Origin of the sequence: Curtobacterium sp. AB451 (genome assembly GCF_050585845.1) — a bacterium.
Lineage (GTDB): Bacteria > Actinomycetota > Actinomycetes > Actinomycetales > Microbacteriaceae > Curtobacterium.
Window position 1 is genome coordinate 237,785 of record NZ_JBOBQG010000003.1, and the last position, 14,497, is coordinate 252,281.

Genomic DNA, 14,497 nt, shown 5'->3' on the forward strand with positions numbered 1-14,497 from the left:
CGGCCGCGGGTGCGCACCGCCAGCGTCAGTCGGTCCCGCGGTCCTCGCGCCGGGCGACCGCCTGCTCCACCGCACGGACGACCTGCTCGGCCGACGACTCCCACCGGAACCGACCCGCCTGCGCGATCGACGCCCGTGACGCGTCGTCCCACCGCGCCTCGAGCCGGCGGACCGCGGCGGCGACCGCCGACGGCGACGTCGGGTCGAAGTACTCGGCGACGTCCCCGCCGATCTCACGGAAGATCGGGATGTCACTGACCACCACCGGTGTGCCGACGCCCATCGCCTCGACGAGCGGGATGCCGAAGCCCTCGTCGTACGACGCCGTCGCCAGCGCGGTCGCCGACCGCAGCACGGACAGGTACTCGTCGTCCGAGGCGCCGTCGTGGAACACGATCGAACTGGCGGGCGCGAGCCGCTCCAGACGAGCACGATCGGCGACGGACACGCGCGACATGCAGTGCAGCACCCAGTCCGCGCCGAGCAACGGCAGCGCGGCCGCCAGCGTCTCGACGTTCTTGTACGGCATGAACGAGCCCATGTAGACGAGGGACTTCTCGCGCGTGCCGCCGAGGCGCGGGGTCGCCGGGTCGGCGGCGTTGTACGCGACCGTGACGGGCCGCTTGGTCAGGTGGTACTCGGCGATCAGGCCGGCGGTCGTCTCGGAGACCGTCACGACCCCGTCGGCACCGTTCAGGAGCACGCGTTGCGGCACCCAGCTGAGGTGGAAGACACGCCAACCGAGCCGGAGCGGCCACGAGAACTCGCGCGGGGGCGTACGGTTCCGGTAGTAGATGAGGTCGTGCAGCGTCAGCACGAGGGCGTACCGCCGGCCGCGCGAGCCCATGGTCTGCATGGGCGAGAACACGGCGTCGAACCCCAGGCGGTTGACCGTCCGGGCGACGAACGGCTCGCCCGGCTCGGTCGGTGCCGGCAGGAGCTCCCACGGCAGATCCGACGGCAGGGACTCGAGCTGTCGCTCGTCGTGCACGAGCAGGATGTAGTCGTGCCGTTGCGGCAGGTGCGCGACGACACCGGCGGTGAACCGGCTGATGCCGTCGTGGCGCCCGATGCGGACGTACCGGCAGTCGATCCCGATGCGCAGCCGGGTCACGACGCCGCGCCGTCCGACGCGGCCGACGACCGCGGCGCACGCTTCGTGCCCGACGGCCCGCCCTTGCGACCCCGCTTCGGGGCGTCCGCCATCCGCCGCAGTACCGCGGACGCCGCGGCCCCCGGGGTCTCGTAGTGCACGAGGTGCCCGACGTCCGGCACGACGACGAGTTCGGCGTCGGGCAGTCGGGCGGCCAGGGCGCGCTGCTCGGGCACGGCGGTGATGTCGTCGCGTTCGGCCGCGATCATGAGCACCGGCACGCCGATGCGGTCGGCGTACTCGGAGACGTCGTGGGTGACCGAGGTGCGGAACGCCTCGAGCACGCTCGTCCGGTTCGCGAAGGCCGAGAAGTACCGGTCGTGCTGGTCGTGGACCCACCGCCGGAGGTCGCGGTCGTGCGACTTCACCATCGCCAGGCTCATCACGCGGACGATGGCCGGGTTCCGGAGCAGCCCGAGGCCCAGCGGCTTCGGGAGCACCGCACCGGCGCGGTAGTACCCGATCGCGATCGCCGTGCCCACCGCCCGCGGGCCCTGCAGTGCCGGGGCGGCGATCGGGTTCACGAGCACGAGCAACCGCGTCGCGAGCCCCGCGGCCACCGTCGCGGCGACCACGATCGACCCGAACGAGTGCCCGAGCACGACGGTGTCGGGGCCGAGGCCGAGTGCCGCGTGGAAGCCATGCAACCACGCGACGTAGGAGTCGATGTCGGAGACCGGCAGCGGGTCCGAGATGCCGAAGCCCGGCAGGTCCGGCACGATCACGCGCACCCCGACGAGGTGCGCGGCGATCGTCTCGAGGCCATGGTGGTCCCCGCGGAAGCCGTGCACCGCGAGGACGGTCTCGTCGGCGTCGGACGGCCCGTACTCCCAGTAGTGCGTGGTGCGGCCGTCGACCTGCACGGAACGGTGGACGACCGGGGTGGCGGCCATCAGCGACTGGTACGGGGAGAGCACGGGCGGTTGCATCCGGGCCAGTCTACGAACGCGAGCCGGTGCGCCCGGGCTGCCCCACCCGGAATCGTGGACAACTCGCAGAGGCGACCCCGCTGTGGAGGACCGGACCACCCGCGAACGCGACCCGCCTGTGGAGGACCGGACCACCCGCGAACGTGACGCGCCTGTGGAAGACGAGCCGCGCCTCCAGGCCCTTCCGGACCCACCCGGCCTGCCGGGTCGCTGCGATCTCCGGACAACTCCATGCGCCGCGGCCTAGCGTGTCCACGGTGACGTTCACCGCCCCGATCCAGCTCCCAGGCCTGACACTGGACCCGCAGTGGTACAAGCGCTCGGTGTTCTACGAGTGCATGATCCGTTCCTTCGTCGACTCGAACGGTGACGGCATCGGCGACATCCAGGGGGTGATCGGCAAGCTCGACTACCTGCAGTGGCTCGGCGTCGACGCACTGTGGCTCCCGCCGTTCTTCCAGTCGCCGATGCGCGACGGCGGCTACGACATCGCCGACTACAAGGCGATCCTGCCGGAGTTCGGTACCCTCGACGACTTCCGCGAACTCGTCACCAAGTCGCACGAACGCAACATGCGCATCGTCATCGACATGGTGATCAACCACACGAGCGACCAGCACGAGTGGTTCCAGCAGTCACGCGAGGACCCGGACGGCCCCTACGGCGACTTCTACGTCTGGCGGGACACGGACACCGAGTACGAGAACATCCGGATCATCTTCGTGGACACCGAGGAGTCGAACTGGACGTTCGACCCGGTGCGCCGCCAGTTCTTCTTCCACCGGTTCTTCTCGCACCAGCCGGACCTCAACTTCGAGAACCCCGCCGTCGTCGAGGCCGTGTACGACGTCGTCCGGCACTGGCTCGACCTGGGCGTCGACGGGCTGCGGCTCGACGCCATCCCCTACCTGTTCGAGTCCGAGGACGGCAACGGCGAGGGCGAACCGGAGACGCACGAGTTCATCAAGAAGCTCCGCGCGATGGTGGACGACGAGTACCCCGGGCGCGTCCTGCTCGCCGAGGCGAACCAGTGGCCGCGCGAGACCGCCGCGTTCTTCGGCACCGACGAGGAGCCCGAGTGCCACATGGCGTTCGACTTCCCGGTGATGCCGCGCATCTTCTACTCGCTCCGCGCGCAGCACGCGGCCGAGCTCAAGGCGATCCTGTCCGAGACGCTCGACGTGCCGTCCTCCGCCGCCTGGGGCGTGTTCCTCCGCAACCACGACGAACTCACGCTCGAGATGGTCAGCGAGGAGTACCGGCAGGCCATGTACGGCTGGTACGGCTACGACCCGCGCATGCGGTCGAACATCGGCATCCGTCGCCGCCTCGCTCCCCTGCTGGACAACTCCCGCGCCGAGCTCGAACTCATCCACGCGCTGCTGTTCTCGCTCCCGGGGTCGCCGTTCCTGTACTACGGCGACGAGATCGGGATGGGCGACAACATCTGGCTCCCGGACCGCGACTCCTCGCGCACGCCGATGCAGTGGACGCCGGACCGCAACGCCGGGTTCTCGACCGCCGACCCCGGCAAGCTCTACCTGCCGGTCGTCCAGTCGCTCGTCTACAACTACGCACAGGTCAACGTCGAGGCGCAGCTCGCCCAGTCCCGCTCGCTCCTGCACTGGGTCCGGAACGTCATCCACGTCCGGAAGGCGCACCCCGTGTTCGGCCTCGGCACCCTGGCCGTGCAGGACACCTCGAACGACTCGGTGCTCGCGTTCGTCCGGTCGTGGGAGGGCTCCGGCTCCGGCCACCAGTTCGGGCCCTCCGCCGAGGACGTCCTGTGCGTCTTCTCCTTCGCCACCAACCCGACGTCCGTCACGATCTCGGCGCCCGAGTACGCGGGGCGGCCGCTGTACGACCTGTTCGGCGGCGGGTCGTTCCCGTCGTTCGACGAGTCGGGCGAGGTGACGCTGACCATGGGGACGCAGTCGTTCTACTGGCTGCACGTGGGTGCGCCGGTCGGGTAGGGGCGTCCAGGAGGCGCGGGTCGGCCCCGGTAGGGCTGCCGCGCCCCCGCGCGGCTGCGCGGCTCGGTCGCGCCGCCCCCTGGTCGCGCGGCTCGGTCGCGCGGCGGTCCGGTCGGGCGACGGTCCGGTCGGGCGGCGGTTCGGTCGGGCGGCGGTCCGGTCTGGCGGTTCGGGAGGCGCGGGTCGGCACCGGTGGGCGGGTCGCGTCTCGGCGTGTCGGTGCGTCCGGTTAGCCTGACCGCGTGACGTTCCCCACAGCGCAGCTCGACTCCCCCGCTCCGACCCAGGACCTCTCGGGTCGCCCGTGGTGGCACGCGCTCGGCGTGTTCGACCTCGAGACCACCGGCGTCGACGTCGAGACCGCCCGGATCGTCACAGCCCACGTCGGCCTGATCGACATGACCGGACGCTCCATCGTCGAGGGTGCCTGGCTCGCCGACCCCGGTGTGGAGATCCCCGAGGGCGCCGCCGCCGTGCACGGCATCACGACCGAGCGCGCCCGCGCCGACGGCCGTCCTGCTGCCGAGGTCGTCGCAGAGATCATCGCCGCGGTCGAGGCCGTGTTCGCCCGCGGCATCCCCCTGGTCATCTACAACGCCCCGTACGACCTCACCGTCCTCGACCGCGAGGCCAAGCGGCACGGAATCGCTTCCCCCGTCATCGGGAACGTCGTCGACCCGCTCGTGATCGACAAGGCGCTGGACACCTACCGCAAGGGCAAGCGCACGCTCGAGGCCGCGTCCGAGCTCTACGGCGTCACCCTGTCCGATGCCCACGACGCCGGCGCCGATGCCATCGCTGCCGGGCGTGTCGCGCAGGCCATCGCGGCGAAGTACCCCGAGGAGCTCGGCGTCTCAGCCGAGGAACTGCACCGCAAGCAGGTCGGCTGGTGCGCCGACCAGGCCTCCTCGTTCCAGGAGTACATGCGGAAGCAGCGCGACCCGTCGTTCACCGCCGACGGCCGCTGGCCCCACCGCAACGCGGGCTGAGGCGCCCGCCGGGCTCCGAACCACGAATCCGACGTCGAACCACGCCGCTCGCCTGGTTCCACGTCGGATCCGTGGTTCGACGGGCGCGCCGGCTGGCCCGCCCGCGCCGCCCGCGCCGACGCCCGTGCCGCTCCCGCACGGCCGCACAACCGAAGTCCGCCCGAGCCGCGCCATGCCGCGGCGTGAACGCACTTGCGTTGTGCGCCGGCAATCCGCGACCGTCGGCCACCCCTGCGCTCTGTCGGCCGCACCACTCGGTCCGCCCGGGCCGGCCGCACCGCGCCGCCCGCGCCGCCCGCGCCGCCCGCGCGGCCCGGCCGAGCGTGACGCGACGTCGAACCACGCTTCCGACGTCGAACCACGCCGTTCGCCTGGTTCGACGTCGGTTCCGTGGTTCGAACCGTCGCCGCGGCCACGCCTCGCACCACTCGGCTGCAACGCGCACCGTCCGCCCAACATGCCACACCCCGGCCGCACCGCCAGCACCGGACGCCCGAACCACCGGCCGCTCCACCCGACCTGCCACCCACGCACCCGACAACGACGGAACGGGCGGCCCTCCCGCAGGAGGACCGCCCGTTCGAGCGTCGTGGACGACTGATTACTTGCCGAAGCCCTTGAAGCGCTGGTTGAACTTCTCGACGCGGCCGGCCGAGTCGAGGATGCGCTGCTTGCCCGTGTAGAACGGGTGCGACGCGGACGAGATCTCGACGTCGATGACCGGGTAGGTCGCACCGTCGAGCTCGATGGTCTTGTCGCTGTTCGCGGTCGAACGCGTCAGGAACGTCTCACCGGAAGCCAGGTCACGGAAGACGATGGCGCGGTACTCGGGGTGGATGTCGGTCTTCATGGAGATTCCTCGGTTGCGGTGGTGGGATGTGCGCGGCACTCGTACGAGCACGACGCCGGAAGTCTGCGGCTTGCGCCAGCCGTCTACGTTACCAGATCGGCGGCCCGGAGTGCAGCAGGCGCAGGACGGACACGCGGACGATCAGGCGGCGCGTGCCGTGTACCGCCCGGCGTCCTTCGAGACCGTGAGCTCGATGCCGAACGCCTCGGTCAGGGTCTCGGCGGTCAGGACGTCGTCGATGGGTCCGGCAGCCTGCACGTGGCCGTCGGCGAGCACCAGCGCGTGGGTGAACCCGGCCGGGATCTCCTCGACGTGGTGGGTGACGATGACGATCGCCGGCGAGTCCTCGCTCTGGGCGTAGCCGCCGAGGGTCCGGACGAGGCTCTCGCGTGCGCCGAGGTCGAGCGACGCCGCCGGCTCGTCGAGGAACAGGATCTCCGGGTCGGTCATCACGGCGCGGGCGATCTGGACCCGCTTCTGCTCGCCGTCGCTGAGCTCGCCGAAGGTCCGGTCGGTGAACGCACCCAGGCCCCACTCGTCGAGCACGCGCTGGGCACGGCGGACGTCGAGCTCCTCGTACTCCTCGTTCCAGCGACCCGTGACCGAGTACGCCGCGGTGAGCACGACGTCGATGACCTTCTCGGTCACCGGGATGCGACGGGCGAGCGCGGTCGACGCGAAGCCGATGCGCGGTCGGAGCTCGAACAGGTCGGCACCGCCCAGCTCGGTGCCGAGCACCTCGACGTCACCCGAGGTCGGGAACGTCTGGGCACCGGCGACCTGCAGCAGCGTGGTCTTGCCGGCGCCGTTGGCACCGAGCACGACCCAGCGTTCGTCGTCCTGCACCTCCCACGAGATCCCGTCGAGGATGGTGGCCCCGTTGCGGACCACGGAGACGTCTGACAAGCGCACGACCGAGGGCATGCGACCAGCCTAGGGGTTCTGCCCGAGCACCTCGTCGTAGACCTGGCGTGTCCGACGGGCGATCGCGTCCCAGGTGAACTCGGTCTCGACGCGGAGCCGTCCGGCGCGGCCCATGAGCTTCGCGAGCCCCTCGTCGGCGAGCACCTCGTCGAGGGTCGCGGCGAGGTCCGCCACGTACCGGTCCGGGTCCGTCGGGGTGCCGGTGCCATCTTGCGCCTGGTCGATCGGCACGATGCGTCCGGTCAGCCCGTCGGCGACGACCTCGGGGATGCCGCCGGTACCGGTGCCGACGACGGGGATCCCGCACGCCATCGCCTCGAGGTTGACGATCCCGAGCGGCTCGTAGATCGAGGGGCACACGAAGACGGTGCCGGACGACAGCACGTTGACGATCTCCTGGTGGGCGAGCATCCGGTCGATCCAGACGACACCCTGCCGTGTGGACCGCAGCGACTCGACGAGCCCGGTCACCTCGGCCATGATCTCCGGCGTGTCCGGCGCGCCGGCACAGAGGACGATCTGCACGTCCTCCGGCAGCGTCGCGACCGCGCGGAGCAGGTAGGGCAGGCCCTTCTGCCGGGTGATCCGTCCGACGAACACGACCGAGCGGCGCGTCGGGTCGATCCCGAGTGCGCGCACGGCGTCCTCGTCGACGGTCGGCTTCCACTCGTCGATGTCGATGCCGTTGTAGACGACGTGCACCTTCGACGGGTCGATCGACGGGTACGACCGGAGGATGTCGGCACGCATGGCCTTGGACACGGCGATCACGCCGTCGGCCTGCTCGAACGCCTCGCGCTCCATCCAGCTCGAGAGCCGGTAGCCGCCGCCGAGCTGTTCGGCCTTCCAGGGGCGCAGCGGCTCGAGGCTGTGCGCCGTGACGACGTGCGGGATGCCGTAGGTCAGCTGCGCGATCCGGCCGGCCGCGTTCGCGTACCAGGTGTGCGAGTGCACGAGGTCGGCGCCCTCGACGTCCGCCGCGATGGCAACGTCGGTCCCGAGCGCCTGGAGTGCGCCGTTCGCCTGCCCGAGCGTGTCGGGGGTGCCGTAGGACGACACGCCCGCCTCCTCACGGTGGGCCCCGAAGGCTCGGACACGCACCTCGGTGTCGGTGCCCGACCGCAGCGCTGCGGTGAGCTCGGCGACGTGGACGCCCGCCCCGCCGTACACCTCTGGTGGGTATTCCCTGGTCAACAGATCGACTCGCACGGGTTCAACGTAACCGTTCACCGGTCCGGACGCATACTGTGAGCGGTATGGCACCAAAGAAGGTCTTCGGCATCGTCCTCGCCGGCGGAGAGGGCAAACGCCTCATGCCGCTCACGGCGGACCGTGCGAAACCAGCAGTCCCGTTCGGCGGCAACTTCCGGCTCATCGACTTCGCGCTGTCGAACTTGGTGAACTCCGGCCTGCAGAAGATCGTCGTCCTGACGCAGTACAAGTCCCACAGCCTCGACCGTCACGTCGCCGAGACCTGGCGCATGGAGGGGCTGCTCGGCTCCTACGTCGCCTCGGTCCCGGCGCAGCAGCGACTCGGCAAGCGGTGGTTCGCCGGGTCGGCCGACGCGATCCTGCAGTCCCTCAACCTCCTCCGTGACGAGCGCCCCGACATCGTCGTCGTGGTCGGCGCCGACCACGTCTACCGGATGGACTTCCACCAGATGGTCGAGGCGCACATCGCCTCCGGCCGCAGCGCCACCGTCGCCGCGATCCGCCAGCCGATCGGCCTCGCCGACCAGTTCGGCGTCATCCAGGTCGCCGACGACGACCCGACCAAGATCGAGGCCTTCCTCGAGAAGCCGAAGGACGCCGTCGGCCTCGCGGACTCCCCCGGCGAGATCCTCGCGTCGATGGGCAACTACGTCTTCGACGCCGACGCCCTCGTCGACGCGGTCCTCCGCGACGGGCAGATCGAGACCTCGAACCACGACATGGGCGGCGACATCGTGCCGGACTTCGTGGCCCGCGGCGACGCCGGCGTCTACGACCTCAAGCGCAACGACGTCCCCGGGTCGAACGAGCGCGACCGGTACTACTGGCGCGACGTGGGGACGATCGACTCGTTCTACGACGCGCACATGGACCTCATCGCGCCCGTCCCGGTGTTCAACCTGTACAACCAGGACTGGCCGATCTTCAACCAGCAGACGAACCTGCCCCCGGCGAAGTTCGTCCGCGACGCGAACGGCAACACCGGGTCCACCGTCGACTCGCTCGTCTCGCTCGGCTGCCTGGTCTCCGGCGCGCAGGTCGAGCGCAGCATGATCGGTCCGTGGTGCGGCATCGACTCCGGTGCGAAGGTCCTCGACTCGATCGTCTTCGAACGCGCGTCGATCGGCGCGGGCGCCGTCGTGAACCGGGCGATCCTCGACAAGGACGTGGTGATCGCACCAGGCGCCCAGGTCGGTGTCGACCGTGAGGTCGACGAGGCACGCGGCTTCACCGTCACCGAGTCCGGCATCACGGTCGTGGGCAAGGGCGTCCGCGTCGACGCGTAGCGTCGCGCTCGGAGCGACCAGCGACCAGCGACCAGCGACCAGCGGTCCAGGAGGCGCGGCTGACGTCATCGACGCGGGCCGCGCCTCCTGAGTCGGTACCGTTGGTCCGTGCCCCGCTTCCTCGTCGTCCTCGATGCCGATTCCACGCTCCTCGAGGACGAGGTCATCGAACTCCTGGCGGACACCGCCGGGACCCGACCACAGGTCCAGGCGATCACGGAGCGTGCCATGCGCGGCGAGATCGACTTCACCGAGAGCCTCCGGGAGCGTGTCGCCACCCTGGCGGGCCTCCAGGACGACGTCTTCCGGGGCGCACAGCAGGCGGTCCGCGTGACGCGGGGCGCCGACGAACTCGTCCGTGGCGTGCACGCCGCAGGCGGCACCGTCGGCGTCGTCTCGGGTGGCTTCCACGAGGTGCTCGACCCGTTCGCCGAGCGGCTCGGGCTCGACCACTGCCGAGCCAACCGGCTCGAGGTGGTGGACGGCGTCCTCACCGGGCTCGTGCTCGGCGACGTCGTGGACGCGCACGCGAAGGCCGTGGCGCTCCGGGAGTGGGCCGGCGCCGACGCCGTGCCGATCGTCCGCACCGTCGCGGTGGGCGACGGTGCGAACGACCTCGAGATGATGCGGGTCGCCGGGCTGTCGGTGGCCTTCGACGCGAAGCCGCTCGTGCGCGAGCAGGCCGACGTGGCCGTCGTCGACCGCGACCTGTCGAGCGTGCTGGCGACGCTCGGCCTGCGCGGCTGACGCGCTCCGCCGCCGCGCGGCTGACGCGCGCGGCTGACTCGCTCCGCTGCCGCGCGGACGTCACGGGCTCAGCGACACCTCACGGCCGACCGGTGGCGTGAGGTGTCGCGCAGCGCGTGACGTCGGCGCGACCCGACCGGGTCAGCTGCCCATCCCGAGGCCGCACCGGCGGCTCGGCTCAGGTCAGCTGCCCGGCAGCACCGCCTTCGGCACCCGGTGGAGCGTGACCGCCCCGACTGCGGCGAACGGGTGCAGCGGATCCGGGTCGCCGGAGCCCGTCGGACCGCCGAGCTTCGAGTCGCCCACCGCACTGAGCACCGCGTAGGCGTCCTCCGCGGTGAATCCGTGCGTGCCGACCAGGAACGCGAACGCGTCCTCGTAGCCGCGTCGGACACTCTCCTGCACGGGGTCGCCCAGGCCGACGAAGAGCCACTCGTCGGCTGTCTCGATGCGCGGCGCGCGGAGCTCGGGGCCGCCGCGCACGAGGTCGACCGACACGATCGCCGTCCCCTGGGCCTCGATCGCGACGAAGGACGACTCCCCCTCGGCCATCAGCGCGTGCACGTCACCGATCGACAGCAGCGCACCGGGCACCCGGACGGGCAGGTACACGGTCGAGCCGGGGCGCGCCTCGGTGACGTCCATGTTCCCGCCCTCGGGGTGGGCGGGCATGATCGTCGAGTGCTCCCCCGACGCCGGCGCCACGCCGATGCAGCCGATCATCGGCCGCACCGGGAACGCGTGCCGATCGGTGACGTGCACCACGCCGCCCTCGATGGGACACCGGCGGGCGAACACCCCCTCGGGCATGACGTGCTGCAGTGCGCCGGAGCCAGGCAGGGAGACCGACCACCCGTGCGTCGTGAGCTCGATGTCGTGGATCGTCACGGCCAGGGTGTCGCCGGGCTCGGCGCCCTCGACGAACACCGGGCCGGTCACCGGGTTGATCGGTGCCCGCAGTCGCCCGAGATCGTGGTGCTGGTCGAGCTCGGCGTAGACGGCGTCGGTCGTCTCGAACCCGATCGTCTCGCCGGTGCCCGGTCGGACGGTGAGCACCGGCTCGCGGTCCGCCGAGAAGCCCGGCCGACCGAGGGTGTTGGGCAGGAAGTGGTCGGGGGTCATCGCGCCTCGGCCTCCTGCGGCGCCTGCGGCTCCTCGGATCCGACCGCCGTGGACCGCCCGGTCCGTCGGTAGTAGAGGAAGACGACGGCGCCGACGACGAGCCACACGATCCCACCGACCTTCGCCTCGACCGCGGCGTTCAGCAGCACGTAGCCGATGATGAGGAACCCCACCAGCGGGACCACGAGGTGGAGCAGCCAGTTCCGGGACCGTCCCTTGACGACGTAGTGCACGAACACCGAGACGTGCAGCAGCATGAACCCGAAGAGCGCCCCGAAGTTCACGAGCGACGAGATCGTGTCGATCTGGCCGACGAAGAACAGCACGAGGATCGCGGAGAGCACCGACACGACGATGATCGCGGCGGACGGGACCTGGCGGCGGTTCAGCCGGCGCAGGAACGCCGGCAGCTGCCGATCGCGGCTCATCGAGAACAGCAGTCGGCTCGTCGCCGCCTGCGCGGCCATCGCGTTGGCGATCCCGACCGCGAGCACGTTCACCGCGAAGAAGGCCGTGGCCCACCCGCTCGACGATGCCTGTTCGACGACGGTGAAGAACGCGTTGCCCACCTCGGAGTCCGAGAAGGAGTCCCGTCCGGCGGCGAGGGCCGATGCGAGCCAGGTCTGCACGACGAACAGGAACGCGACGATGACCAGCGCGAGGATCATTGCCGTGCCCGCTCCGCCTCGGCGCCCGGTGGACTCCTCCGAGAGCGTCGAGATGCCGTCGAACCCGAGGAAGCTGAGCACCGCGATGGACAGCGCGCCGGCGATGAGCGGAGCAGAGACCTTCGCCGGGTCCCACACCTGGTCGGTCGAGAACGCGGCGCCCGGCACGGTCCCGCCGGTGAGGGCCACGACCGCGATGACGACGAAGATCACGACGAACACGAGCTCGACGAGGAGGAACAGGCGGTTCGCGATCTTCAACGACGAGACACCGAGCAGGTTGATGACGGTGTTGATCGCGACGAACAGCAGGGCCCAGAGCCACCGGGGCGTCCCGGGGAAGATGCCGACCATGCTCTCCGCCGCGAACACGTAGAGGAGCGTCGGGACGAGCAGGTAGTCGAGCAGGATCGCCCACCCGGCGAAGAAGCCGGCGGTGGGGTGGATGCCGCGGCCGACGTACGAGAAGACGCTCCCGGCGAGCGGGATCGACTTCGCCATCTGGGCGTAGGCGAGTGCCGTGAAGATCATCGCGACGAGGCCGACGATGTAGACGAGCGGCACCATGCCGCGGGACGAGTTGTAGACGGTGCCGAAGATCGCCCACGGAGCGATCGGCACCATGAAGACCAGCCCGTAGACGAGCAGGTCGGTGGTGGACACGGAGCGCTTCAGCTCCTGCTTGTAGCCGTAGGCCTCGAGCTGCTGCTGTGCGGAGAGCTCGCTGTGCTGCTGCGACATGGTGGTTCCGTTCGGGGAGACGGTGCGTGGAGGGGGGAAGGACGGACGGGAGGCGCGGTGCGGGGGTGAGCCGCGCCTCCCGTCCGGCGGACCGCCGGCTGGTCCCTGTGGCCGGCCCGGTGGGGCCGGCCACGCGCTCAGTCGACGGGGTCGTCGTGCCCGGCGAGGAACGCCGCGACCACGCGGCGGAACTCCTCGGGCTGCTCCAGGTGCGAGCAGTGGCTCGCCCCCGGGAAGACGTGCTGCTCGACGTCGGCGATGCGCTCGACGAAGGGCTGCCAGGTGGCCGGGGTCGCCTCGTCGTGCTCGCCGGCGACCACGAGCGTGGGGACGGTCACGGCGTCGAGCCGATCGATGATCGTCCAGTCGCGCATGGTGCCGATCACGTGGAACTCGTTCGGACCGTTCATGGTGTGGTAGACGGTCGGCTCGGCCTCCATCTGGGCCTCGGAGTCGACGAAGTCCTGCGGCATCGGCACGGTGCGGCAGACGTGGCGCTGGTAGAAGACCTGCGTGGCGGCGAGGTACTCCGGGTCGTCCACGGAGCCGTCGGCCTCGTGGCGCGTCAGCGCGTCCTGCACGTCTGCGGGGAGCTGGGCGCGGAGTTCGGCGGCGCCCTCCACCCAGAGCTGCATCGACGCCGGCGAGTTGCAGATCGCGAGGCTCCGCAGGTGCGCCGGGCGCCGGACCGCGATCTCGGCGCCGAGCATCCCGCCCCACGACTGCCCGAGCAGGTGGTGGGCACCGAGTCCGAGGTGCTCGACGAGGGCGGAGTACTCGTCGACGAAGAGCTGCGGTACCCAGGTGGAGACCGGTGCGTCCGGGCGGTGGGTGCTCCGACCGCAGCCGAACTGGTCGTGGTGCACGATCGTGCGCCCGGTCTCGTCTGCGAGGGCGGCGAGGTTCCGGAGGTAGTCGTGTGCCATGCCCGGGCCGCCGTGCAGGACGACGAGGGGCAGCGCACCCGGCGTGGGGTGATCGGGTTCGGTGACGCGGTACCAGGTGTGCCCGTCCTGGAACGGCATCGTGCCTTCGGTGATGCGGGACATGTCGCACAGCATGGACCGCGCAAAGGTCCCGTGCAAGACCTTTTCTGGTCCTTTAACGTGGACGAAACGAACGAGGGGAACCCGGTGGCGGAACGGACGACCGAGAGCCGGGTCGACGAGGTCGAGGACCGGCTGGTCACGGCCGTCGCGGTCGGCGAGTACCTCCCGGCGTCACGGCTCCCACCCGAGCGAGAACTCGCGATCCTGCTCGGGGTCGGGCGCGTCACGGTGCGCGCCGCGCTGGCTCGACTCGTCGACCGCGGACTGCTGGAGACCCGGCGCGGGCGCGGTGGCGGGACCTTCGTCAGGACCCAGTGGCCGGACTCCTCCTCCGACGCGGTCGGACGCACCCTCCTGGCACGGTGGGACGCCATCCGCGCCACCGCGGACGCGATCGCCCTGCTGCACGGCGCCCTCGCGACCGCGGCCGCCGAACGGATCGACACCGAACACGCGGCACGGGTCCGGGAGCGCCTCGAGGACTTCCGGGCCGCGTCGTCCGGGCTCGCCAAGCAGCAGGCCGATGCGGTGCTGCACCGGACGATCATCGACGCGGCGGGCAACGACGTGCTCGCGGCGGTGCTCGCCGACCTCGAGGGCCAGGTGTCGATCGCGGCGCCCGCGCACCTCTGGGGTGTCGCCGACGGGATGGCCGCGATGGAGGACCGGGCGCTCCACGAGCACGAGGCGATCGTCGACGCGGTCTGCGGCGGGGACCCCGTCACCGCCGGGCAGCTCGCACGGCGGCACGTGGGGATCGACCTCGAGCTCCTGGAACGGGCGATGCTGCGTGCCGGCCAGGTGCCGCGCGCCTGACCGGCGGAGCTGGGTGCTCGGCGGTCGCCCGACTGGGG

Annotated in this window: 13 protein-coding genes; 5 read left to right on the forward strand and 8 right to left on the reverse strand. The window is 71.1% G+C overall.

Translation table 11 applies throughout. The features are described from left to right. Nucleotides 1–25: 25 nt before the first annotated feature. Together ACQXVK_RS08155 and ACQXVK_RS08160 are read right to left on the reverse strand one after the other, a co-directional pair. Nucleotides 26–1,105, reverse strand: a complete 1,080-nt coding sequence (locus ACQXVK_RS08155) for a glycosyltransferase family 4 protein (protein WP_430853437.1) — start codon at nucleotides 1,103–1,105, stop codon at nucleotides 26–28. Between the two features lie 5 nt (nucleotides 1,106–1,110). Continuing rightward, nucleotides 1,111–2,082: an alpha/beta fold hydrolase gene (locus tag ACQXVK_RS08160; RefSeq protein ID WP_430853247.1), complete on the reverse strand. Its 972-nt coding sequence runs from the start codon at nucleotides 2,080–2,082 to the stop codon at nucleotides 1,111–1,113. Between the two features lie 257 nt (nucleotides 2,083–2,339). On the opposite strand from ACQXVK_RS08160, the gene treS reads away from it, so the two are divergent. Next, on the forward strand, nucleotides 2,340–4,055 hold the full coding sequence (gene treS, locus ACQXVK_RS08165) for a maltose alpha-D-glucosyltransferase (RefSeq protein WP_031261495.1): 1,716 nt from the start codon (nucleotides 2,340–2,342) through the stop codon (nucleotides 4,053–4,055). Nucleotides 4,056–4,297: 242 nt separating this feature from the next. Then, a complete protein-coding gene (locus ACQXVK_RS08170) occupies nucleotides 4,298–5,044 on the forward strand; it encodes a 3'-5' exonuclease (RefSeq protein ID WP_402263036.1) in 747 nt (248 codons plus the stop codon). Nucleotides 5,045–5,645: 601 nt separating this feature from the next. Here the strand turns inward: ACQXVK_RS08170 and ACQXVK_RS08175 are convergent. The 3 genes from ACQXVK_RS08175 to glgA form a co-directional block, all read right to left on the reverse strand. After that, complete coding sequence (locus ACQXVK_RS08175) at nucleotides 5,646–5,894, reverse strand: type B 50S ribosomal protein L31 (protein ID WP_022905887.1); 249 nt, start codon at nucleotides 5,892–5,894, stop codon at nucleotides 5,646–5,648. Nucleotides 5,895–6,035: 141 nt separating this feature from the next. Further along, entirely contained in the window at nucleotides 6,036–6,818 is a 783-nt protein-coding gene (locus ACQXVK_RS08180; RefSeq protein WP_022905886.1) for an ABC transporter ATP-binding protein, read from the reverse strand. A gap of 9 nt (nucleotides 6,819–6,827) precedes the next feature. Continuing rightward, entirely contained in the window at nucleotides 6,828–8,027 is a 1,200-nt protein-coding gene (gene glgA, locus ACQXVK_RS08185) for a glycogen synthase (protein ID WP_022905885.1), read from the reverse strand. Between the two features lie 47 nt (nucleotides 8,028–8,074). Between glgA and ACQXVK_RS08190 the strand changes: the two genes are divergently transcribed. Continuing rightward, nucleotides 8,075–9,316 (forward strand): glucose-1-phosphate adenylyltransferase, encoded by a 1,242-nt coding sequence (locus ACQXVK_RS08190; RefSeq protein ID WP_022905884.1) that lies wholly within the window; start codon nucleotides 8,075–8,077, stop codon nucleotides 9,314–9,316. Nucleotides 9,317–9,424: 108 nt separating this feature from the next. Continuing rightward, entirely contained in the window at nucleotides 9,425–10,063 is a 639-nt protein-coding gene (serB, locus tag ACQXVK_RS08195; protein ID WP_430853248.1) for a phosphoserine phosphatase SerB, read from the forward strand. 183 nt (nucleotides 10,064–10,246) lie between these two features. Here serB and ACQXVK_RS08200 read toward each other — a convergent pair whose 3' ends face one another. The 3 genes from ACQXVK_RS08200 to ACQXVK_RS08210 all read right to left on the reverse strand — a co-directional run bounded on the left by ACQXVK_RS08200 (nucleotide 10,247) and on the right by ACQXVK_RS08210 (nucleotide 13,643). Further along, nucleotides 10,247–11,185 (reverse strand): acetamidase/formamidase family protein, encoded by a 939-nt coding sequence (locus ACQXVK_RS08200; RefSeq protein WP_430853249.1) that lies wholly within the window; start codon nucleotides 11,183–11,185, stop codon nucleotides 10,247–10,249. Then, nucleotides 11,182–12,594 (reverse strand): APC family permease, encoded by a 1,413-nt coding sequence (locus tag ACQXVK_RS08205; RefSeq protein WP_430853250.1) that lies wholly within the window; start codon nucleotides 12,592–12,594, stop codon nucleotides 11,182–11,184. Before ACQXVK_RS08205 ends, ACQXVK_RS08200 begins: the two co-directional genes overlap by 4 nt. A gap of 137 nt (nucleotides 12,595–12,731) precedes the next feature. After that, complete coding sequence (locus tag ACQXVK_RS08210; RefSeq protein WP_402263055.1) at nucleotides 12,732–13,643, reverse strand: proline iminopeptidase-family hydrolase; 912 nt, start codon at nucleotides 13,641–13,643, stop codon at nucleotides 12,732–12,734. A gap of 57 nt (nucleotides 13,644–13,700) precedes the next feature. Between ACQXVK_RS08210 and ACQXVK_RS08215 the strand changes: the two genes are divergently transcribed. Next, the gene (locus ACQXVK_RS08215; RefSeq protein WP_430853251.1) at nucleotides 13,701–14,459 is read left to right on the forward strand and encodes a FadR/GntR family transcriptional regulator; all 759 of its coding nucleotides are present in this window, start codon (nucleotides 13,701–13,703) and stop codon (nucleotides 14,457–14,459) included. Nucleotides 14,460–14,497 lie beyond the last annotated feature (38 nt).

Coding starts and splice junctions, on each gene's coding strand:
- ACQXVK_RS08180 (WP_022905886.1), bottom strand. CDS start 6,818: ATGCCCTCGGTCGTGCGCTTGTCAGACGTCTCCGTGGTCCGCAACGGG.
- ACQXVK_RS08160 (WP_430853247.1), bottom strand. CDS start 2,082: ATGCAACCGCCCGTGCTCTCCCCGTACCAGTCGCTGATGGCCGCCACC.
- ACQXVK_RS08205 (WP_430853250.1), bottom strand. CDS start 12,594: ATGTCGCAGCAGCACAGCGAGCTCTCCGCACAGCAGCAGCTCGAGGCC.
- ACQXVK_RS08210 (WP_402263055.1), bottom strand. CDS start 13,643: ATGTCCCGCATCACCGAAGGCACGATGCCGTTCCAGGACGGGCACACC.
- ACQXVK_RS08190 (WP_022905884.1), top strand. CDS start 8,075: ATGGCACCAAAGAAGGTCTTCGGCATCGTCCTCGCCGGCGGAGAGGGC.
- ACQXVK_RS08200 (WP_430853249.1), bottom strand. CDS start 11,185: ATGACCCCCGACCACTTCCTGCCCAACACCCTCGGTCGGCCGGGCTTC.
- ACQXVK_RS08175 (WP_022905887.1), bottom strand. CDS start 5,894: ATGAAGACCGACATCCACCCCGAGTACCGCGCCATCGTCTTCCGTGAC.